This window comes from Paenibacillus sp. FSL H8-0282 (assembly GCF_037963825.1).
GTDB classification, from domain to species: domain Bacteria; phylum Bacillota; class Bacilli; order Paenibacillales; family Paenibacillaceae; genus Paenibacillus_AQ; species Paenibacillus_AQ odorifer.
Genome location: NZ_CP150146.1, coordinates 5,609,109 through 5,631,302, shown reverse-complemented (window position 1 = coordinate 5,631,302; position 22,194 = coordinate 5,609,109). Strand labels below are relative to the sequence as shown.

General features: G+C 43.0%; 21 protein-coding genes. 15 read left to right on the top strand and 6 right to left on the bottom strand.

The features are described from left to right. Positions 1 to 93 precede the first annotated feature (93 nt). The 5 genes from NST94_RS24395 to NST94_RS24375 all read left to right on the top strand — a co-directional run bounded on the left by NST94_RS24395 (position 94) and on the right by NST94_RS24375 (position 6,140). Positions 94 to 1,875: an ABC transporter ATP-binding protein gene (locus tag NST94_RS24395; protein ID WP_076303292.1), complete on the top strand. Its 1,782-nt coding sequence runs from the start codon at positions 94 to 96 to the stop codon at positions 1,873 to 1,875. Continuing rightward, positions 1,872 to 3,611 (top strand): ABC transporter ATP-binding protein, encoded by a 1,740-nt coding sequence (locus NST94_RS24390; RefSeq protein WP_076186415.1) that lies wholly within the window; start codon positions 1,872 to 1,874, stop codon positions 3,609 to 3,611. The genes NST94_RS24395 and NST94_RS24390 overlap by 4 nt, the downstream gene beginning before the upstream one ends. A gap of 32 nt (positions 3,612 to 3,643) precedes the next feature. Further along, the gene (locus NST94_RS24385) at positions 3,644 to 4,060 is read left to right on the top strand and encodes a hypothetical protein (protein WP_081383486.1); all 417 of its coding nucleotides are present in this window, start codon (positions 3,644 to 3,646) and stop codon (positions 4,058 to 4,060) included. 623 nt (positions 4,061 to 4,683) lie between these two features. Then, positions 4,684 to 5,583 carry a hypothetical protein gene (locus tag NST94_RS24380; protein WP_076303267.1) on the top strand — a complete coding sequence of 300 codons (900 nt, stop codon included), beginning with the start codon at positions 4,684 to 4,686 and terminating at the stop codon, positions 5,581 to 5,583. A 92-nt stretch (positions 5,584 to 5,675) separates the two neighbouring features. Next, entirely contained in the window at positions 5,676 to 6,140 is a 465-nt protein-coding gene (locus NST94_RS24375; protein ID WP_076194578.1) for a phage tail protein, read from the top strand. 173 nt (positions 6,141 to 6,313) lie between these two features. Here the strand turns inward: NST94_RS24375 and NST94_RS24370 are convergent, their stop codons facing one another. After that, on the bottom strand, positions 6,314 to 6,727 hold the full coding sequence (locus tag NST94_RS24370; protein ID WP_339281390.1) for a hypothetical protein: 414 nt from the start codon (positions 6,725 to 6,727) through the stop codon (positions 6,314 to 6,316). A gap of 139 nt (positions 6,728 to 6,866) precedes the next feature. Between NST94_RS24370 and NST94_RS24365 the strand changes: the two genes are divergently transcribed. Beyond that, entirely contained in the window at positions 6,867 to 8,819 is a 1,953-nt protein-coding gene (locus NST94_RS24365) for an AraC family transcriptional regulator (protein ID WP_339281389.1), read from the top strand. A 98-nt stretch (positions 8,820 to 8,917) separates the two neighbouring features. Here the strand turns inward: NST94_RS24365 and NST94_RS24360 are convergent, their stop codons facing one another. The 4 genes from NST94_RS24360 to NST94_RS24345 form a co-directional block, all read right to left on the bottom strand. Further along, positions 8,918 to 10,087 carry a DUF4179 domain-containing protein gene (locus tag NST94_RS24360; RefSeq protein ID WP_339281388.1) on the bottom strand — a complete coding sequence of 390 codons (1,170 nt, stop codon included), beginning with the start codon at positions 10,085 to 10,087 and terminating at the stop codon, positions 8,918 to 8,920. Continuing rightward, entirely contained in the window at positions 10,074 to 10,607 is a 534-nt protein-coding gene (locus tag NST94_RS24355) for a sigma-70 family RNA polymerase sigma factor (RefSeq protein WP_076129163.1), read from the bottom strand. Before NST94_RS24355 ends, NST94_RS24360 begins: the two co-directional genes overlap by 14 nt. A 235-nt stretch (positions 10,608 to 10,842) precedes the next feature. Continuing rightward, positions 10,843 to 11,391 carry a hypothetical protein gene (locus tag NST94_RS24350; protein WP_076303272.1) on the bottom strand — a complete coding sequence of 183 codons (549 nt, stop codon included), beginning with the start codon at positions 11,389 to 11,391 and terminating at the stop codon, positions 10,843 to 10,845. Positions 11,392 to 11,478: 87 nt separating this feature from the next. Next, entirely contained in the window at positions 11,479 to 12,690 is a 1,212-nt protein-coding gene (locus NST94_RS24345) for a sugar efflux transporter (RefSeq protein WP_076303273.1), read from the bottom strand. Between the two features lie 248 nt (positions 12,691 to 12,938). Here NST94_RS24345 and NST94_RS24340 point away from each other — a divergent pair, with 248 nt between their 5' ends. Next, a complete protein-coding gene (locus NST94_RS24340) occupies positions 12,939 to 13,868 on the top strand; it encodes an aminoglycoside phosphotransferase family protein (RefSeq protein WP_339282161.1) in 930 nt (309 codons plus the stop codon). A gap of 200 nt (positions 13,869 to 14,068) precedes the next feature. On the opposite strand, the gene NST94_RS24335 is transcribed toward NST94_RS24340, so the two are convergent. Further along, positions 14,069 to 14,254, bottom strand: a complete 186-nt coding sequence (locus NST94_RS24335; protein WP_036679656.1) for a hypothetical protein — start codon at positions 14,252 to 14,254, stop codon at positions 14,069 to 14,071. A 507-nt stretch (positions 14,255 to 14,761) separates the two neighbouring features. Here NST94_RS24335 and NST94_RS24330 point away from each other — a divergent pair. The 8 genes from NST94_RS24330 (at position 14,762) to NST94_RS24295 (ending at position 22,185) form a co-directional block, all read left to right on the top strand. After that, positions 14,762 to 15,673: a dihydrodipicolinate synthase family protein gene (locus tag NST94_RS24330; protein ID WP_038573110.1), complete on the top strand. Its 912-nt coding sequence runs from the start codon at positions 14,762 to 14,764 to the stop codon at positions 15,671 to 15,673. 5 nt (positions 15,674 to 15,678) lie between these two features. Then, entirely contained in the window at positions 15,679 to 16,320 is a 642-nt protein-coding gene (locus NST94_RS24325) for an SGNH/GDSL hydrolase family protein (RefSeq protein ID WP_076308816.1), read from the top strand. 148 nt (positions 16,321 to 16,468) lie between these two features. Beyond that, on the top strand, positions 16,469 to 17,875 hold the full coding sequence (locus tag NST94_RS24320; RefSeq protein WP_076129167.1) for an extracellular solute-binding protein: 1,407 nt from the start codon (positions 16,469 to 16,471) through the stop codon (positions 17,873 to 17,875). Positions 17,876 to 17,959: 84 nt separating this feature from the next. Beyond that, positions 17,960 to 18,835 (top strand): sugar ABC transporter permease, encoded by an 876-nt coding sequence (locus tag NST94_RS24315; protein ID WP_339281387.1) that lies wholly within the window; start codon positions 17,960 to 17,962, stop codon positions 18,833 to 18,835. A gap of 13 nt (positions 18,836 to 18,848) precedes the next feature. Continuing rightward, complete coding sequence (locus NST94_RS24310) at positions 18,849 to 19,691, top strand: carbohydrate ABC transporter permease (RefSeq protein ID WP_081382492.1); 843 nt, start codon at positions 18,849 to 18,851, stop codon at positions 19,689 to 19,691. 24 nt (positions 19,692 to 19,715) lie between these two features. Further along, entirely contained in the window at positions 19,716 to 20,405 is a 690-nt protein-coding gene (locus tag NST94_RS24305; protein ID WP_036679646.1) for an N-acetylmannosamine-6-phosphate 2-epimerase, read from the top strand. A gap of 23 nt (positions 20,406 to 20,428) precedes the next feature. Then, positions 20,429 to 21,307, top strand: coding sequence for an ROK family protein (locus NST94_RS24300; protein WP_076129169.1), 879 nt, complete (start codon positions 20,429 to 20,431; stop codon positions 21,305 to 21,307). A gap of 23 nt (positions 21,308 to 21,330) precedes the next feature. Further along, positions 21,331 to 22,185 (top strand): MurR/RpiR family transcriptional regulator, encoded by an 855-nt coding sequence (locus NST94_RS24295; RefSeq protein WP_051491079.1) that lies wholly within the window; start codon positions 21,331 to 21,333, stop codon positions 22,183 to 22,185. Positions 22,186 to 22,194: the final 9 nt, after the last annotated feature.

The following is a 22,194-nucleotide window of genomic DNA, read 5'->3' as shown; positions in this document are numbered from 1 at the left end:
TACACTAGTGCACAGAGAATCATTCTCAGTGCACTTTTTTTGCGTGTAATTACCAAGAGTGGGGGAACGGCTGTGAGTAAAACCAAAACCGGCATGCCAAGGCTGCTGGAGATCGCCGGAGAGAAGCGAGGTTTGCTGCTCTTGTCCGGAATATTGTCATCTGTCAGCGCTGTATTAATGCTGATTCCGTTTTTGTCTGTTTATTTCATTTTGGCAGAGCTGCTGCGCCATGCTTCATCGCCTGGACAGGTCGACGGTGCGTATATGATCCGCTGGGGGTGGATTGCACTTGGAGGGTTAATCGGAGGGCTGGTGACTTCGTATTGTGGTATTATGTGCTCGCATATTGCGGCTTTTCGTATTCAATATAATTTGCGTGTGCGAATGACCGAGCATTTGGGCAGATTGCCGCTTGGTTTCCTGAACGGGACTTCAACTGGCGTGGTCAAGAAGACGCTAGAGCAGAATGTCGACAAAGTGGAAAATTTCGTAGCGCATCAGCTTCCCGATTTAGTCAGCGTACTGGCTTCTACGGTGCTGATGATCGTGGCGATGTTTTGGCTTAGTCCGCCGTTGGCGGTAGCTTGCCTGCTACCGATAATTATAGGATTAGGTGTGCAGTCAGCACTTATGATGAGCAGCAGAGGCAAGGCCAGTGTGAAGCAGTATCATGATTCGTTGGAGCAGATCAATACTTCGGCGGTGCAGTATGTACGGGGGATGCCCGCGGTTAAGGTGTTCGGGCAGACAGTGCATTCTTTCAGAAAGTTCTACAGTGATATGACCAGCTACCGCGATTATTGTCTGGAGTATACGGACCGTTATCAAACAGGTTATATCTTATTCAAAACATTGCTGGCGTCACCATTTACCTTTATTTTGCCGGTGGGCGTCTTCATGCTAAGCGGTCGGCCGGATTCCATGTCCTTTGCGCTTGTGCTGTTGTTCTTTCTGATTATGGCACCCGGTGTTTCATCTCCGCTCTACAAGCTACTTCTGCTGGCTTCAAGCACTCGGGATATTGGCGAAGGCGTGGAGCGGATGGACCGTCTCTTGGCACAGCAGCCTGTACCGGAAATAGCAGAACCGCTATCCCCGCATACTTTTGACGTTGAATTTGTGGATGTAACCTTCTCCTACATTGAAGATGCAGGGACTGCAGCGGCGCTCAACGAAGTCTCATTCCGTGCGGAACAAGGGAAGGTTACAGCACTGGTAGGCCCGTCAGGTTCGGGAAAATCGACGGTGGCCAGCTTGGTGCCGCGGTTCTGGGACCCGCAAGTGGGTGCAATCCGCATCGGTGGAGTCGATATTCGCCATATGGCAATCCATGAATTAATGAATACAGTTGCTTTTGTATTTCAGGAAACCTTCCTGTTCTATGACACTTTGTATGAGAATATTGCTGTCGGCAAACCGGGAGCGACTTTGGAGGAAGTCCAGGCTGCAGCCAGAGCGGCACAATGCGACGAGTTCATTACTCGGCTCCCGCAGGGATACGATACGTTAATTGGTGAGGGCGGTGTCTATCTCTCGGGTGGTGAGGAGCAGCGCATTGCAGTAGCTCGGGCTATTCTCAAAAATGCACCAGTGCTCGTGCTCGACGAAGCGACTGCTTTTGCCGACCCAGAAAATGAGTTTCATATGCAGTTAGCACTTACGGAGCTTATGCGCGGCAAGACGGTTATTGTCATTGCTCACCGACTCTCCTCTATACGTGAAGCTGCACAAATTCTGGTGCTGCGGGATGGAGAAATCGTGGAACGTGGAGAGCACGCAGGTTTGATTGAGGCGAAGGGGCTTTACGCAAAAATGTGGTATGCCTACAGTGACGCCGGAGATTGGCATATGGAAAAAGGAGGGGATCAGCTATGAAGGTATTGCATAATATTACTGCCGGTAAACCGCAGCAGTTGCTGAAGCCTGTACTTTTTTCTTTGCTGGCTAATCTAGTTAGTGTGCTGCCGTTCGCGCTTGTAATTGAGGCGGTGCGGTTGATTTTTGCTCCTTATATTACTGTAGGCGCAGAACTTCAGACAGAACGCCTTTGGTGGATCTGCGCAGGGCTTGTCGCCGTCATGGTGCTGATGTTCCTGAGTGAGATTCCCGCCTATCGCACCGCTTACCGCGGGGCATACAATGTTGCTGCACAGGGACGTGCGGAATTAGCAGAACATCTGCGGAAGCTTCCGCTGGGTTACCTGACTCGCCGGGACCCAGGGGATTTAGCCAATATGATGATGGGCGATTTCACGCTCGTTGAGACGGGCATATCACATCTGCTGCCACAGCTTGCGGGAGCTTTTGTACTGCCGATATTTGCACTTGCTGGTTTACTGTTTCTGGACTGGCGGATGGCGCTTTCTATGTTCGTAGCGCTGCCGGTTGCTCTCCTGATCATGTATCTATCGGGCAAGCTGCGGCGGAGACTCGGAGCGGATCATATGAAGGCCAAGCTGAACGCTGCGAACCGCTTGCAAGAATACTTGAACGGTATACGGGTGATGAAGGCCTATAACCTGACGGGAGAACGATTTGTCCGTCTGGATAACTCTTTTAAAACTTTGATGAAGGAAAGTGTGAAGCTGGAAGGGATGTTCGGTCCGGTTATTCTAACCGCTATGGCTCTTCTTCGTGCGGGACTGACCTTAATGGTATACGTAGGTGTTCATCTATTATTAGGCGGGGAGCTCGGTATTTTGCAGTTGGCAGTATTCCTTATTGTCGGCACACGTATTTATGATCCATTGACTACAGCGCTAGCCAATTATGCCGAATTCCGCTACAACGAACAAGCGGGTGAACGTATAGTAGATCTGCTCCGTCAGCCGGTAATGACAGGTGCTACGAGTCCTCTTCCTAAAAGCAGCACCATTCGGTTTGACAATGTAACCTTCAGCTATGGAGGAGAGCCTGTTCTCAAAAATTTAAGTCTGGAAATGCCGCAAGGTTCACTGACTGCAATTGTGGGCCCTTCAGGCAGCGGCAAGAGTACAGTGCTGCGCCTGATCTCACGTTTCTATGATCCTGAAGAAGGGAGCGTTCTGCTAGGTGGGCGCAACATCAAGGATATTGATCCAGAACATCTGCTAGGATCCGTATCGGTGGTGTTTCAGGATGTGTACCTGTTCCAAGATACCATCGGGAACAACATTGCTTTTGGGCGGCCGGGGGCGTCGCGTCGGGATATTCAGCAGGCAGCGCAAATGGCTCACTGCCATGATTTCATCATGAAATTACCGCTTGGTTATGATACGCCGGTAGGCGAAGGCGGCAGTACGCTGTCCGGAGGGGAGAAGCAGCGAATTTCCATTGCCCGTGCGATTCTCAAGAACGCTCCAATTGTGCTGTTGGATGAAGCTACTGCATCGCTTGACCCGCAGAATGAGGCCGAAATCCAGAAAGGAATTGATGCGTTGATTACGGGCAGAACCGTCATTGTTATCGCCCACCGGTTGAAAACCATACGCGGTGCGGACAACATTATCGTACTGGAAGACGGTCGGCTGGTCGAGCAGGGACGACATGAAGCCTTACTGTTGCGCGGCGGACTGTACGACCGGCTCTGGAAGCTGCAACAGCAATCCGTTGGATTCCGCATCACATCTTAGGCAATGCTCGGCACATTTTAGGAGGGAAACGTATGGCTATAACAAAGGATGAATCCGCTTGGCCGATCATAAGCCTTAGTTTGGGGGAGGCGTTTGATCAGGAGACAGTAGAAGAATATATCGCTTATTGGGAAGAACTGCTCGCGCGCCAATCTGCCTTCGGCCTGCTGATGGTGCATTCTGCTGAGAAAAACACACGTCCAGAGCGTGCGGTCACACAGCTGTATATGAACTGGTGCAAGATGAACAAGCGGGAAATCGCCCAATATTGTTCAGGCATCGCGGTCGTAATGCAGAATGCAAAGTTGCTTGCTGTCTACAAGCCAGTTACAGCGTTGTCCACTAAAAGAACCTACGGCTGCCCCGGAGGCGCCTTCTCTGGAGAGGCTGAGGCGATAAGGTGGCTGGAGGAGCAATTGACTAAGACACCCTCAGGTACGAAAACCTAATATAGCTGCCCATATTTTGGGGATACACATTTAAGCTTTCTTCACCTTTTTGGGTGGGGAAGGCTTTTTTTATCTAGAAAGATAAGAATCCGCCAACCCCTCACAACCAACGTGTCAGAGTAAGCTTTTTGAAATATAAATGGGGTGTGTTGGATGAAGATAAATAATAATTATTTGAAAGAAGAATTAAACCAAGAAGTTTGTAGAGGAATTAGGTTTTCAAACATTAGAGGACGATCTCTAGCCAATGGTTATTTCAAGTGGTCGAAGAGATGATGGAATTCTTTATTATTGACTTGCTGAAGTTACCTGATGACCAACCAATCCTAATAGATTTAGGAATAATGCCTGAATTTATATTACCGTTTATCCCGGAAGAGAGAATGCACTAAGCTGGGCATCAAAACCATAGAAAGAACACCAAACATGAGCGTAGAAGAACAATTTAGGTTAGTTCGTGAACATTTTAAAAATGTAGGGATGACCGAAAGGTATACCTACTCAAAGAAACCATTTCTTTGTCAGGGATGGTTTCTTCATAACTAGAAAAGTACACAGGTATGCCCGTATAATAAATAGGAGCAAGTAATTGGAAGTAGATTGATGATGAGGGGAGAGAAGACATGTTTTTCTTTAAAAAAAATAAAGGCATCACAAAAGAGGAGCTACAGGCCTTGGTTGAAGGCTTGGAGCAGGCTTATATGGATAAGGATGAAGAAGGTTTGAGCAAAAGATTTCATCCAGATAAAAGGGGAATGTCCTTTTTAAATCACTTTCAATTAATGATGACATTTCAAATCTATAATATAAAATCTGAAATTCTCGAATTTGAATTGCTGTCAATGGATGCCACTAAAGCAGTCTTTACATACACTCGGAAGCACATTCATACCTGTATCAACCCCGCCGATGAACGTGAGGAAAAAAGAAATCAAATTATCAGTTATTACGTTGAGGCTGTGAAGGAGAATGGTTCAATTTGGATTACGAGGTACAGCTCTTATAGCACGATTTTTGTAGATAAGAAGGGTGATTTCCTTAGTGGTGTGGATGCGGTCATTCCTCCTGGAGAAGAGATCAATTCAGGCATTGCGCGATTCATCCCGTATTTTCAGCTTGATAGCTATGTACCTGCAACCTTCCATGTCTACAGTAACAGTCAATTTATCGGATATTATCCGTTAGGAGAATACCATCGGTACGAACCTTCGCATACGTTCACGATTAATTATTTTGATAAGATAGAGGCATCTTCTGTAGAGAAGCATACAGCGGATTATATCTCCCAAGAAACCTTGTTGACTGCTCAAGTACTGCATCAGACTGTTAATAGCTCTATAGTGGAGACGCAGTTGATGAACAATAATGTATTAGAACATGAACTTGTTACCAGCCTGCTTACGAAGGATGGGTTCTATATGATTAGATTTCTGTATGACAAAGGGGAGCCGATCCCGCCAGAGGAGCGAGAAAAGTGGAAGCGTGAGATGGTCACTTTAATAGAAAAAGAGCACAGCAGTTAACACAGAAACTTGCCGTTACAGACAATACGCGAACCGTATCCTAAGTAACGATAAGTTTTTTTGGTAATAATGAGAGAAAAGGAGAGATGAAAATGTCCTATATCGTTGATTTTAAAAATGTGTCTACGGTTGGGTTAGAATCTTCACCTGTAGTAGATGCACTTGCTGGTCTGCGTGCTAATGAGGCCCGTTACTTTATGAACAAATACAAACATGAGTTTACGGTTGTACGAGCCAGCGAAAGTCAGGAGACCCTTGATTATGTGAACCGAATTTTAAAAGAAGAACGCGATATTGAGTTTGCGGCCAAACCTTTAGAAACATCGCGTTTTCAAGTGGAAAATATTAAATTCGCTTATGTCTTTTATGAGGATGGTCTTGCGGTGAACGTTATGTATACGGTGGATGACCCTAAGAAGCGGGCTGTTGGTTTTAAGCTTTCTGAGGGGATGGAGATCCCAAAGGAGCTAGAAGAGAAGTTTAAGTTTGCTAGGCAGAAGTCCAAGCTAGCCGGAACAATTCGGGGTTCGTTTTTTGTAATTAAAGGAGAGTATTAAGGTTAGCAAAATTGCAACTTAATCAATGAGAGGGCCATCCTGTAAAAGGATGGCCCTAAATCTTGCCGATATAGATAATTTGCGTAGGTTATCTATGGGAATGGACTCTCATTCAAGAGGCCGAATTTATTATATAGGGCAACGAAAACTGGAGTTGCGAGCGTACTTCATAATTATTTTGCATGAATAGCTGAAACGGTAGAATGTACGGTATAAATCCCGTAGATAAGAGCTGGAGTAGCTGAAACGGTGGAATGTACGGTATAAATCCCGTAGAAAAGAGCTGAGGTGGCTGGAACGGTAGAATGTACGGTATAAATCCCGTAGAAAAGAGCTGAGGTGGCTGGAACGGTGAAATGTACGGGATAAATCCCGCAGATAAGAGCTGAGGTGGCTGGAACGGTAGAATGTACGGGATAAATCCCGTAGAAAAGAGCTGAGGTGGCTGGAACGGTGGAATGTGCGGTATAAATCCCGCAAATAAGAGCTGAAGTAGCTGAAACGGTGGAATGTACGGGATAAATCCCGTAGAAAAGAGCTGAGGTGGCTTGGCTATATCGACTTGGTTGGAGACTCTCCGGGGGCATCAGATTTGATCCATTCAAATGTGTTCGACAAGTCACCTATCATTTGACAATGATAATGGTTATCGTTTACGATTTTGGTTTGTATAGGGATTTGCAGCTGCAAAGGGTTAGCATGCTTTTGGACTTGGGAGGTTTAACAGTGAATTGGGAAGAATACATCCAGGTATGGGACGCTTCATGGATTCAACTGGTGGATATTCGCCAACATGTGATACGTAGACAGAGTAAACAGCAACATATACTCCCAGCTAGTTGTTTTATATTTGTCGTGTCGGGGCAAGGTGCGATCTGGTTGGATGGTAATAGGCATTCCTTAGAACGATTCTTTGTTTTACATGCGGGAAAAGGAAGTAACATCAAGTTCGAGGTTGGACATGAGGATGTCACATACTATTACATTTTATATAGAGGTAGTATTTCTACTAAAGCTAGTAAAACAATATTGAAATCCTATCATATAAATAACCCTTTTCATCTGCAATATGCATGTAAACCAAATTCTCCGGTTGTTTTATACCGTCATGCGGAATCGATGTATGAGGAATGGAATCGCAGACCGGCTATGGAACGGTTCCAGGCGAAAATCCAGTTTTATCAGTTTGTATATACACTTGTCCAGCAGTTACAGCTTCAAGGAGTTGCCCCCAAAGAAATAGATTTAGTGGAACAGATCATTCAATACATTCACAAACATTATTATGAACCTATTTCACTTGAATCTATGGCAGAAGTATGGAATTATAGCATTCAATACTTATCGAGGCAGTTCAAACGCCGTACAGGGAGAAGTCCCATTGAATATGTAATTCAGACCAGGATGGCTAAAGCGAAGGAGTTACTGATTCAAACCGATGCCACCGTACAGGAGATTGCTGTAAGCGTAGGTTATAGTGATGTCTTTTATTTTACCCGTCTGTTTAAGAAGCAGGTTGGGACAACGCCAGTTCAATACAAAAATAAGGTGAAGTCAGGTTTGATCGTTTCAGATAGTCCATGGCAAGAGTTCTTATCCTCCATGGGCAAATATTCTTCTGCTTGTTATATTGATGATGATAATCATTATCAATTAAAACTTGAAGGGGATAAACAGATGTTAAAGGGGATCGAAACGAAAAAAGGATTAATGCTAATGCTTGTGCTTACACTGTTACTTACAGCTTGCGGAAATGGGAACACTAGCCGTAATAGCAATGCGGGAGCAGAACCAACACAAAGTAAACCTTCCAATCAGGCCATTGAAAATACGGGTTTACGGAAAATAACAACGGTCATGGGGGATGTTAATGTTCCAGCCAATCCACAACGTGTTGTAGTTGATTGGGATTTGGGACCAGTCTTAGCAGTTGGGGTAGTACCGGTTGGAGCATCAAATACCCAACTGGAGTATTCTCAGTTTCTCAAACCTTTCTTAGATGAGACGGTACAAGATATAGGGGCGGAAGGAAGTATTTCTTTTGAAAAAGTATTAGAGCTAGCGCCAGACGTCATCATAACCTGGAATAAAGATGCTTATAGTAACTATTCTAAGATCGCACCGACCGTATTATTTGATACAAGTAAATACGCAACGATTCAAGAAGAGATTACAGCTATGGGAGAAATTCTGGATCGAGAAGAAGAGGCTAAACAGTTTGTGGCAGATTTCGAAAAACGTAAAATAGCTGCCCGCGAAAAAATTAATAATGTACTTGCAAAAGATGCAACTATTTCTATCGTAGATTATATCACCGTAGAGAAATTTTTAATGGTCATTGGTAATCAGGGTGAGAGAGGCGGCAGAGCTACTTACGATATTTTGGGTCTGAATCCCGCTCCAAAAGTTCAAAGTGAAATCATTGATAAGGAAATGAGCCGGGTTGAAGTTTCTTGGGAAACGGTAAATGATTATGTAGGTGACTACGTTATTGTCCTTACCGTAAAGGACAAAGAACCGCCTAAGTTGCCAGCAACATGGAAGATGTTGGATGCAGTCAAAAACAATCGAATGATTGAGATTGATATGGAAAAATATTTTGCAGCAGATTCATACTCCTCCTTATTACAAGCCGAAGATATTGCCGACAAATTATCGAAGCTGGCTTCATCAAAATAACCTTATTGGATTGAACCTACCTGAAGCCATCTAAATATAAAGACGAAGCCTATTATGGCTTCGTCTTTTGTAGTTTTGCATACCCTTTTACAAATGAACTATTGCACCGAAAGTACAGTCTCCAGCTCAGGGATATATTCCTTGACCATATTGTTGTCTTCCCACAGTCCTTTAGTCCCAGCTGGGGCTTGACCTTCGGAAACGACTAAGTACGGTTTGACGGTTACGGTATTCGGTATAGTCTTGAAGGGTTCAAAACGAACATTATAAGATTCGCTTAAGGGGTGAGCACCGATGGGCTTCAGTTGAACGCCACGTTCATCCACAATGTCAAATTGAAGAGCGATGACGCCCCCGTTAGCACCCTTATATTTCGAAGGGATAGAAGCGAGCATTTCTTCTACGCTCTGGCCCGGTTTGGTTTTGTACTCAATGGATACCTGCGTTGTGATTGGGGTGATTTCCACCTTACTGATCTGCAAGTTAATGTTATCGTGATGCTTGGTCTCCTCTGAAGTTAGTGCGGTAACAGGCGTTGATTTGGTAACAGGCAGAACGAATTCGAACGGGACATCGTAACCCTTTAACGTTACATTTACAGTCAAGTCAAACTGATCAGGGAACTGGACAGTCTGTGTTGTTGTGCTCGGATCATAATAAGTGTTCAAAACCTGAACCATTATGCTGGAAGCAGTCTCACCATCCATGTGTTCGTAACTCCAGAGCAGAGGTTGACCTTTATAGAGAACCTCAAACTTATCCACCGCGCCTTTATTGGCATCTGAAGGCGGCGAATTGGGCTCCGAAGCCAAACGGTTTCCAGGAGTGGTTAGGTTCATAAGAATTCGGGTTCCGTCAAATAACAACGTTGGGATATTCATGGTCACCTCGCTATGGGTCACGCTTTGGTTTACGTTTGTGATGAAATCCCCGGCTTGTTGAACACCGGGATCTAAGTTTTTTTCGCCCCATAATGAATAGATTTGTCCCAAAACCGGAATTTGCTTGAGTGCACCAGCCATTGCGGGCGATACAAAGCCGGAAGCAAGGACTGTAACTCCAAGAATTGCAGCGGCTGCAGTGGAAATCAACCACTTATTAAAAGTTCTAGATGCATCCATCTTTCTCTGAATGGGGGAAGTGGAATTATCGGTCTCCCTGATGATTTGGTAAGTCTCATTCACTTTGGAGCGGGCAATATCCGATAACTGAGCGGGAAGTAGGCTTTGGCAGTTCTTTAACTGTTCTTCTAACTTAGTGTTTACCATGTCGCAACTCCATTTCTTGATTGAATTGAGATGAATGCTTTAGCTTTTTGCGGGCGCGATGCAGCCGGGTCTTCACAGCAACCGTAGAAATTTCGAGAATGTCGGAAATTTGACGGATCGGCATGTCCTGTAGGTAATGAAGGTGAATGACAATCCGGAGGTTCTCCTCAAGATGTTGAACGGCATCCCATAATTCGATTTTCTCATAATCCTTGGAAGTGGAAGGAACTTCGGGAAGCTCTCCATAAGGGAGGGCTCTTGAGTTGTTTTTGAGCATTTTATTGCATTCATTAATCAGAATCCGGAAGATCCACGTTTTGAAAAAAGCGGGCTCTCTGAGTGTATGGATGTTCTTAAAGGCTTTAAGCATCGTCTCCTGCAGGGCATCTGCACAATCTTCTTCTTTGTTGACGATGGACCTTGCAGTTCTGTATAAAGGTAACTCTATCTCCTGCATCAACTGCACGAATGCTTCAGGGTCTCCAGCTTTGGCTTTGACGACAATAGGATCTATATGCAAAGATTTACCTGCTTTCTTGACTAGAAGTCTTAGGATGTTCGTAACGTTACTTAAATATTAGATCGGGTAGGTAGCTAGAAGGTTACCACAAACATGATTCCATTCTCCGCATCTCGCAATGCTAGCAAGGGGAGGAATTGGTTTTTTTTTCACAAAAAAATCGCCGTTCAAATTCCCTGTCAGGAATCGGACGACGATTTTCAAAAGCTAGTCAGTTAGTCAATCAATCAATCAATCAATCAATGATATAAATGACCCATTCCCCTTGATCGTTTGGCCGAATAGCGTATAGCATTTTTACATTTTCAACGGTCTCTTCTGCCATATCCAAGCGTTGTCCGATTACCGTTATATTCACCTGATGTTCGTTGGGTAACATGGAATCGATGTTTTCGATGTCTGTGAATTTGTACTGATATTGTTCGTCATAATAAGGTTCCATAGCATCTGCTAGTTTTTTGTTTACGAACCCGGATTGATAAAGTGTGTGGTCATGCTCAACCAAAGCAGTTAGGTTTTTTTCCAGCACTTCAAGTGCGGGGAGATCATACTCTGTCAATTGATCTGAATATGATTTCAGATTTATCGACAATTCTGCCTTAAAGCTGGTTTCATTTGGCTGCTTGGGTTCTGTGTTTTGCGGCTTCTGCGTATTCATCGCTGGACTATGAGTTGGCGTATTTGCTCCTGTGCTCGGCTCCTCGATGGGTTTAACGTCCCCTGCACATGCTGCCAGAAAGATTAAAGACATCAACATGAGCATTCTTGTAATAGTTTTTAACATCTAACCCCACCTTTTCAAGGATATGTTAGTTAGTCGCGTGAAAATATGGAGAAGTTTCAAGGGTTGAATGAAGCCCGAAAAAGCGGATTAAATCGCTAGTTTTTGTGGATCATCTACAGAGTAACGTCCGCTTACCGCAAGCATGATTGTAGAAATAATGACGAGTATGAAACAGAGCACAAATGAGTACCGGTACCCAACAACACTAGCTAATAACCCGCCAACAAGACTGCCAATCAGTCTGCCGATCGTGGATGAATTAGAGTAGAGCGTGGATGCATACCCAGGCATGTTTGGAAGCAGATCCTGAATGTAGCTAATGCCAATCGCTGAAATAACGGCAACAAAAAAGGCAAGCAAAATTTGGGCTGCAAGCATTTGCCACATCGCGCCTGAGGTAATGACAACAAGATAATAAGCTCCTCCTAGAATGGCCCCGCACATCATCAGGATGCGGTTACTGTATTTCGCACTAAGTAGTCCCAGCATGATCATAAAAGGAATTTCCAGCGCAGCACAAATACTGCTGACTAAACCGACATCGCTTGTTGTTCCCCCTAGATTGTTAGTAATAAAGAGGGCAGTATTGATGCTACTCGTCCAGTGGGCTACATACATGAGTATCATAATCAGAAAAGGAAGCAGAACATTACGGTTCTGACCCAACCGGAAACTTTTTACTTTTACTTCTGCAGTACTGCTTTTCACTTCTGTATTTGATTTCAGGAATAGCGAAATAAGTAAGGCAACCAGCAGGAATACTCCGATGGTGCCCGAGAAGATCCCCTTAAACCCAACAGCAGCAATTAGCAGAGTACCGATTAAAGGACCTGTAATAAAGCCGAGAGAGAAAGCAGAACGCAAGGTAGAATTTGCAAACGCAGTATCCGTAAAATCGCTCTTATTCACTGCTTCTCTAGCTATGGCGAACAATTGAGGCATCCCTGGTGCACCGAGGGCGGTGAACACAATCATGTAGATGAATAAGATCGTAAAATCCCCAATGAGCAAGTATCCGCTATAAGCCAGAGCATTACAGAGCGTGGAGACAAGGTAAATGTTTCTTCGATTTAAGCCGAGGTCAGAGCGTCTTCCGATTAGTGTACTGATCCATATCCCGGCAATTAACGTGGTGGCCAGAAAAACACCAAACAGCCCGACAGATACTCCAAGCTGTTCCGTAAAATAAATGGATAAAAAGGGTGCGCTGAGTGAAATCCCCATCCCCTGCAGTAACATACATAAAAAGAGTAAGCCATAAGAGGGAATCGAAAATAGTGCAGTTAGTCGTTTGAACATGTTGTGAAAGTACTCCTCTATATTTGTTTAGATATTTCATAAAAAAAAGCCGTTGAAATTGATTCCAACGGCTTTTTGTATGCTTGTTTTTTTCAAGACCTTATTCAACATCATAATTGATCAGAAAGAATAAGTCTATACTTTCGGCTGGATTTTATTTACTATTGTGAAGCCGGCAAAACCTAATAAATGGAGTGTTGTTAATGGACGCTGCTTGTCATCTCGATAAGGCTGACTTACAGGATTATATTAGTAGGGTTTTTGGCAGCAGTTATTTCGTTGCTCGTGTTTCGCGCATGCATGGCGGCGCACAAAAGGTGGTCTACAAGATTGAGTGCAGTAATGGATTTTCCTGCGTTTTGTATGTGTGGGATCTTTCTATGAATTATTTTAAAGAAGAAAAAGCGAATGAAGATATAAATGAACAATCCTATGGAAGTCATTTATTCGAATTAAATAACAGGTACTTAACACAACATGGAATTCAGACCCCTGCTCTTTATGATCTGAATAAGGCAAGAGATCGTTACTCTTTCGATTATGCTCTGGTTGAATATATAGATGGAAGAATGGCAGAAACCTATTTTCATCATCCCGAGTTACGTGTTCAAGATAAAGTTTTTCAGCGTGTGGGGGAAATGCTTACTGCTATGCATACCCACGAGAGGCATGTTTTTGGGAAAGCAAATGCTAACGAGAGCAGCATGGGGCAATGTCATTTATTACAAATGGAAAATGCGAAAGTGCAGCTAGCCTATGCCTCCCAACATATTGAGAAGATCAGGTCTAATCAAAGCAAACTGCTCGATAAGTTGTACGAGCTTGAATCAAAAATTCAACCCAGACAGCAATATGGGTTTATTCACGGGGAACTGGGTCCTGACCATGTTATGGTTAATGATAAACTGGAGCCCTTTTTGATCGATATCGAAGGGGCAATGTACTATGATATTGAGCATGAACATAGTTTTTTGCAGATGAGATTTGGGGATTTCTACCGGTACTTAAAGAACGATGCTCTGGATCATGATAGGTTGTTATTTTATCAATTCCACCATCATGTCTCCTTAACTTCAGGTGGATTAAAGCTGCTGCATAGAGGATTTCCTGATCAACAATTCGCCCAAGGCCTAGCTGATTATCAATCGGAACGCGCGCTGAGGTTTATCGAAGGATGAACTAAACAAGGTGTTTGGATTGATAACCTACTGCATGTCCTCGAAAGTAACCTATTAGCCTTCTTCACCCTTTAGGGTGGAGGAGGTTTTTTCGTTATACAACTACAAGGCATAATAAAAGACCGCATCCACTGAAATTACTTCCAGAACTGGCGGTCTGATATCTTCGTTATGAATCAATCTTTATCTGAAAGGGTTAATTAATGAAATTTAACGGTCTTGATGCGAGCCTCTTCTTCATAGCTAAGTGGTTTCGGAGATTGCGGAGTGTGCAGATGGCGCTCCACGGAGTACTCCATTTTCCGGTAGTCCTCATTACCTGTATTCAATGTTGGATTCCAGTTTTCTGTCACCCAATTTTTAAGTTCCTTAAGTCCTGCTAGCATTTCCTCCAGCCTCCTTTGGCGAAGAAACAAAATAGATTTTGTTGTTCTTTGTTTACGCTTTCATTATAATCCTAAACTCCATTTTTTAAAAGGTGTGTCCGTCTGAAAAACACAGATTATTCAGTGAACATTGTGTGTTATTTAGGTTTTGTGCTTCATCTGGAGAGAAGTGTCTCCCTGTAGGAGACATTTTTAACGAAGCTGAAAGGATACTCATTAGTACCACTTTTTTAAATTATTTTACATCCGTATATCCAACAAATACTGCCCTGAAGAAATAAATTTAGGGTGGAGAATTTACAGGATTATTTTCTAATGAATATGGAAAAATAAATGATTATTAGCTGCGAGTTGCACTGAAAACCATTATTTTGCTAATCATAAATAAGATTGGTGGAAATAAATTTTATTTTTCAAAAAATAGAGAAAATAATTTACAAAAGCAAAATATAATGATATTTTGTTTATGTAGAAAAGAAACCGCTCACAACTTAAGGGGGATTAACAATGACACTCACAAAGTTCCACGGAATTATACCTGCCTTTTATGCCTGCTATGACGATCAAGGAAATATTTCGGAATCCCGGACGCATGCTTTATGTGATTACTTATTTGAAAAAGGAGTTCAAGGTGTATATGTGGGAGGCAGCTCAGGAGAATGTATTTACCAGAGTCTCGACGAACGCAAAGCGGTACTAAGCTACGTAGCTAGTAACCTGAAAGGTAAAATGACACTGATTGCCCACGTGGGTGCCCCTTCCACTAGAGATAGTATTGAGTTAGCGAAACATGCTGCAACCTTAGGATACGATGCATTATCCGCAATCCCGCCTATATATTTCAAGTTACCTGATAGTGCAGTCTATAAATATTGGAGCGAGATTATGGAGGCAACCCCTCTAAGCTTCATCATCTACAACATTCCTCAGACTACTGGATATACACTGACTCCGTCCCTATTTGAGAAGCTGCTTGCGAACAAAAAGGTGATTGGTGTGAAGAACTCCTCCATGCCGACTATGGATATTGAAAGATTCAAAAGAGTGGGTGGAAAAGATGTAGTGGTATTTAATGGACCGGATGAACAATATGTTGCGGGAAGAATCATGGGAGCGGATGCGGGAATCGGTGGAACCTATGCGGTTATGCCTGAGCTGTTCCTGCAAGCTAATGAATTTGTTAAGGCTGGTAAGTTCGAAGAAGCTGGACAAATTCAAAGCGATATCAACGATATTATCATCGCCCTTTGTTCGCTGAAAGGTGCCATGTATGCCGGAATAAAAGAGATTCTAAAATTAAGAGGCGTAAACATTGGTAGCGTAAGAGCACCGCTTGAGGCAGTAGCCGCTGAAGATGCTGGTCCGATCGCAGACATTATGAAATTGATTGATCAAGCTATTGAAAGATATTGCGGTTAAGACAAATGAAGAAATCCATCGTATGCTTTGGCGATTCTAATACTTGGGGCTACGACGCAGAGACAGACCGCAGATTTAAGGATGATATTCGTTGGACGGGAATTCTTCATACAGAATTGGGTGACGCCTACCGTATGATCGAAGAAGGGCTTCCCGGCAGAACAAGTGTCAGTGAGGACCCTCTATTTGAAGGACTTTCTGGAATTTCCTATATCTATCCCTGCCTGATGTCACATTCGCCATTAGACTTGGTTGTGATCATGCTTGGGACCAATGATACAAAAGAAAGGTTCGGACTAACTTCTTATAACATCGCACAAGGTATTGTTAGGCTGGCTCTTAAAGCTAAAGGTAGCGGTGCAGGACCTGAGGGGAAGACTCCAGAGGTTCTAGTAATCGCGCCCCCTCCGATTGGAGCAGAGTATATTCATACCCCTATTGGCAAACCAATGGGTAGCGGATGTAGTGAGAAGTCTATGGAGCTCGCTGAGCATCTTGCAGCTTTGCTAACGGGAACTGGTATCCACTTTGTAGATTCCAGAGACCATGTATCGATGAATGAAATTGATTATATGCATCTTGATCCGCAAGGACATCGCAGCTTGGCCGATTTAGTGCAATACCATGCCAAACGGATTTTAAATTAAAAGTTCTATGCTTTCGAAGCGAGTTTTGTACGAAGAGATTCAGAGAAGATAATGCTCACAAAACTTTAAGCGTATGCTTTCGATGCGAGTTTTGTACGTAGCGATTCAGAGAAGGTAATGCTCACAAAACTTTTAGGGAGGTTTATAAATGAAGAAAAAACGTTTACTCTCGGCAATGCTTGCGCTAATGGTGATTATTTCTTTAATTTCAGGTTGCTCAGGTAACAATGCTGCGAGTTCTAATACATCCGATAATTCTTCTGCGTCTGGGAAGGAAAAAGTGGCGATCAGAGTATGGCTGACTCCACAGTGGAAGGGTGTTGTGGATGCCACGGAGGCAGGCGCGGACTATGATAGCTTCCTAAAGCACGCCGCTGAGAAATTCAAAGCACAATATGATAAATACGATGCAGATATTCAAATAGAGGTCATTGCTGGAGATCAGCGCGATCAATTGCTTAACGTTAACTTAAGCGGAGGAACACCTCCAGATGTGTTCTTTGAGAGTGTATTCCCGATGGGGGATTACGTTCACCGGGGAGCATTGGTTCCTTTGACCGACATCATTGATGAAGACGCGAAAAGCGATATTGCTCAAAACTACTGGGACGCTGTAACGTTCGGAGAAGATATTTATTTCTATCCATTCCAGCACAACCCAGGCACCTTGGTTTACAACGCGGACATGTTTAAAGCAGCAGGCTTAGAAAAGTTTGTAGGTGAAGAATCCGAAATCAAAACTTGGAACTTGGATGAATATCAACAAATTCTTGAGGGTCTCAAAAACAATCTGCCGAAGGATAAGTATTCCAATGCATATCCAATGGCATTATTCGCTGTAAATAATCAGGGCGATACATGGAACCTTGCCTATATGAGAATGTTCGGCAATAAGTTCTTTGATGATCAAGGCAACATTGTCCTGAATGATGAGAACGGAGTTAAAGCTGCAACTTGGCTGAAAAACCTATATGACGGCGGATATACAAATCCAGGCGCAGAATCTGTTTCTTCTAATGATGCCAATGCTATGTTCCAAAATCAGCAATTAGCGATCAGTTTCACTAACCCAATTCTGTTTAATGGTACGAAAGCAAATATGGCGGACGGTACGGCAGCGAAATTCGATATGAGACTTGCTAATATTCCGTCGGAAAGCGGAGATCCTCTATCCTTTACTTATGTAGTAGGCGCTAGTGTATTCAAGTCCAAAGATGCTAAGAAGACTGAAGTAGCTAAGGATTTCGTGAAGTTCTTCTCAAGCGATCCTGAGTTAGTTAAATCCTCTAAGAATGGTATTCCTGTAAGAAGTTCTGTAGCCGAAGCGCTTAAAGCGGAGAATCCACTGTTTGCAGCTTACGATGCCAACTCTAAATATTTGTTCAACTTCACAGGCAACGTTCCAGGATACAGCCAATTAAGAGAGGTCTTATATCCAGAGCTACAAGCACTTTACATGGGAGCTAAGACACCGGAACAGTTTGTGCAAGATTATCAGGCAAGTGGCAACAAGGTGATTGAGACCAATAAAGCTGGCTCTGTAATTTTCCAATAATCTAAGACCAGATAAACAATACACGATTGACAGCCTTTAGGGTCTGAAGAGACTCTAGGGCTGTTAATTAGAAAGGTAAACGATATGAAACTACGTAGTAATTACCTAAAAGAGAATATTACAGGTTATCTGTTTATTTTACCTCAGATGATAGTATTCTTAGCCTTTCTTGTCTATCCGATCTTAGAAGGGATGCGGCTGAGTCTATACCAGATTAATTATGACAGCGAGAAGTTTGTGGGTTTTGCCAATTACACCACATTGTTTAATGATCCGGTATTTTTTAAGGCTACCATCAACACCGTTGTGTTCGTAATATTTATCGTTCTACTTACAGTGGGGTTTGCATTGTTCGTAGCCTCTGCGGTATTTGATAAGAATGCTAAGTACGTTTCCTTTATTAGAGGAAGTTATTATATCCCGGTAATGGTGTCCATGGTGGTTATGAGTATGGTCTGGAGCTTTTTGCTGAATCCGGCTAACGGACTTATCTCTTATCTATATAAAGACATGGGACTAGGGACGATTAATCTGCTGGGAAATCCAAAGACGGTTCTGCCAGTCGTGATATTTGTAACCTTCGCAACTAACGTGGGCCAGGCAATTATTCTGTATATAGCTGCGATGATTGGTGTCTCGAAAGAGCTTTTTGAAGCAGCAGAAATCGATGGTGCTAGCAGATGGCAAGTGATTACAAAGATCCTGATTCCTTCGGTAGGACCTACAACAACTTATATTACGATTATCAATATTATTGCCGTATTAAAAATCTTTGTAGTTATTCAGTTATTGACCGGTGGCGGACCGAACAATTCCTCCGTAACGCTGATGTACTACCTTTATAATAGTGCCTTTAAATATAACCAACTCGGTGTAGCTTCTGCGGTAGGGGTTATCATGTTCGTGATTACATTGATATTGTCTGTGCCACAGCTACGAAGCATGATTAAGGTGAAGTGAGGGGGAATACAACATGTCGAAGATTAAAAACAAGAAAAAGAGAGAGAAGTTTGATGTGATATCGAATGTGATCATTATCCTCTTCGCACTCCTTAATCTTTTTCCACTATATTGGTTATTCACAAGTTCACTCAAGAACAGCTCGGATGTTGTGAAGATGCCTCCAGACTGGTGGCCCAAATCGATTACATTCTCCAACTATGTGGATGTATTTCAGAACCAGCCGGCTTTAAGATGGACGTTTAATAGTATTTATGTATCTGGTATTTCTACTATTTTGGTTATTGTTGTAGGCTCTATGGCCGCCTATGCGTTCTCAAAGATTAATTTTAAAGGTAAAAATATAATCTTCATTATCTTTATATCAAGTTTGATGATTCCTAAAGAAATTATGATAGTACCCTTATTCCGGATCACCCAACAATTTGGAATGGTAAATAGTTATAACGGTATGATTTGGCCGAACGTGGCGGGTGCATTTGGAGTGTTCCTATTAAAGGGATTCTTCGATTTAACCCCTAATGCCTTAAGAGAAGCCGGGAGAATAGATGGTGCAAATGAATGGAGAATCTTCACGCGCATCATGTTGCCTATTGTCAAACCTGGTATTGGAGCCTTATTTATTCTGAATTTCGTGCAAGTCTGGAATGATTATTTGTGGCAGCTGGTTATAGGCCAAGAGAACAAAATGAAAACATTAATGGTTGGTACTGCGACCTTAATGCAGGATTTGAATCCTAATTTCGCTTATAAAATGGCCGGAGCTACCATCGCTGCAATTCCGATGTTGCTAGTGTTCATGTTATTCCAACGGTTCTTCACCAATGGGATTACGGCAGGAGCAGTTAAAGAATAAATAAAAATGTGGAGTGGGTTACTGATGAATACTGAAAATAATGTACTTAAAAAAATAAAACATAAACTAGTCGTCTCCAGTCAAGCCTTACCAGAAGAACCGCTGCATAGCCCGTTTATTATGGGGAGAATGGCTTATGCTGCTTACTTAGGCGGGGCTTCTGGAATTCGGGCAAACAGCGTAGCGGATATTCAAGAAATCAAAAAGCAAGTGAATCTGCCGATCATTGGGATAATCAAAAAGGTGTATGAAGGCTCTGAAGTCTTTATTACACCCACTCAAAAGGAAGTCGATGAGCTGTACCGCGAAGGGGTAGATATCATTGCTATGGATGCTACAGACCGTATTCGCCCGGACGGATCTACTATTTCTGAACTTTTTCCACTTTTAAAAGAGACCTATAAAGATCAACTGTTTATGGCGGATTGTTCTACATTTGCGGAAGCTGCGAAGGCTGTTGAGCTGGGATTTGATCTGATAGGAACTACCTTGAGCGGTTATACAGAGGCTACTAAAGGCCGCAACTTGCCAGATTTTGAATTGGTTCAGCAAATCGTCAACAACTTCTCTGTTCCCGTTATAGCTGAAGGTGGGGTTTCCACTCCTGAAGAATTAAAGACCATGTTTGATTTAGGTGTGTATTCAGCAGTGGTTGGCTCTGCGATCACGAGACCGATGGAGATTACGAAACGGTTTGTGAACGCTATTCAGTAGAACGCCAGAGAGGGTAGATGGGAATGAGAATTGTAGCCGTAGATATTGGCGGTACCAATACCAAGATGTGTATATGCGATAAACAGGGGAATGTACATGACTTCAAGGAGTATGCAACAGAAAGCTACTTGGGGGGACCCCATGTAATCTCAAGAATGCTGGAAAAGATTGCAGAATACGATCATTTTGATGCCATTGCCATAAGCACCGCGGGCCAAGTTAATGCAGAAGAAGGATTTATTGTCTATGCTAACGAAAATATACCTAGATATACTGGAATGAAAATTAAGGATATTGTCACCCATCATTTTCATAAACCTGTTATGGTAGAGAACGATGTGAATTCAGCAGCATTAGGCGAAGCTTATTATGGAGCTGCTCAGAGCTTTAACAATTTCTTATGTCTAACCTTTGGCACAGGCATTGGCGGTGCGATCGTCATTAATCGCCAAATCTATAAAGGGGCTAATGGGGTAGCGGCTGAATTTGGCCATATCTTTACTCACCCATTGTCGGCCCCATCCGGAGTAGAAGGACTGCCGTATTATGAAAAATACGCTTCAACTACAGTTTTAGTGAAGATGGCTCAGCTGGCAGATCCCGAATGCACGGACGGAAAAGCTTTATTTGATAAAATACAGAGCGGAAATGAGCAGCTTGATCGTATTCTAGATCTATGGATTACTGAGGTGGCTGTGGGTTTAGCTTCTATCACACATATCTTCAATCCATCCGCGATTATTATTGGTGGCGGCGTAATGGAACAAGAAGATTTGGTTCGAAGGGTAGAAGAACGCACGAAGTCTTTGATTATGGAAAGCTTTGCGGGAGTGAGAATTGTTAAAGCCTCATTAGGGAATAAGGCAGGTCTGCTGGGAGCTTCCTCCTTATTCGTACATTAATTTATTGAAAAGGAGGGGCTTTTTTGCGGACAATCAGTATTTTTTCTTCAATTCATTCTAAATACAATAATTTGACAAATACGGAGAAGAAGGTAGCGGACTACGTACTGGAGAATACGAGAAGTGTAGTCTACATGTCGATTACTGATCTTGCAGATGCATGTGATGTTGGGGAATCAAGTATATTTCGATTTTGCAAATCTTTAAGTTATAAAGGGTATCAAGAGTTCAAGATCGCATTGGCACATAGCATCACTGTGGAGAATGAGATCCCGCAGCTTACCGATCAAATTCTGATGGATGATACGATTGAAGCTGTTGCTTCTAAAGTGCTGACCACGAATGTAAGTGCACTCAACGAGACCTATAATTTAATTGATATACAGAAGATCAGTGAGGCCATTGAGTATTTGATTAATGCAGAACGTGTATTGTTTTTCGGTGTGGGCTCTTCTCTAGTCACAGCTATGGAAGCCAAGATTAAATTTATGCGCATTACGAACAAAACGGAATGTTTAATGGATTCACATCTGCAGATGATGTCGGCAGCGTTGATGTCTAACCGGGATGTCGCTGTTGTGATTTCTTATTCCGGCTCGACCAAGGATAGCATTGAGGTTGCGAGAAAAGCAAAGGAACGAGGAGCCAAAGTAATATCCATTACCAGGTTTGAAAAGTCACCGTTAACCTCGTACTCCGATCTGACCCTGCTATGTGGTGCTAATGAAGGACCGCTGCAAGGGGGTTCATTATCTGCAAAGATATCGCAGCTCTATCTGCTTGATATTTTATATGTAGAATATTTCAAGAAGACTAGTGAGCAATCCATAATCAATAAAGAAACTACAGCTTCAGCAGTCAGTGAGAAACTGGTTTAGTACATTAAG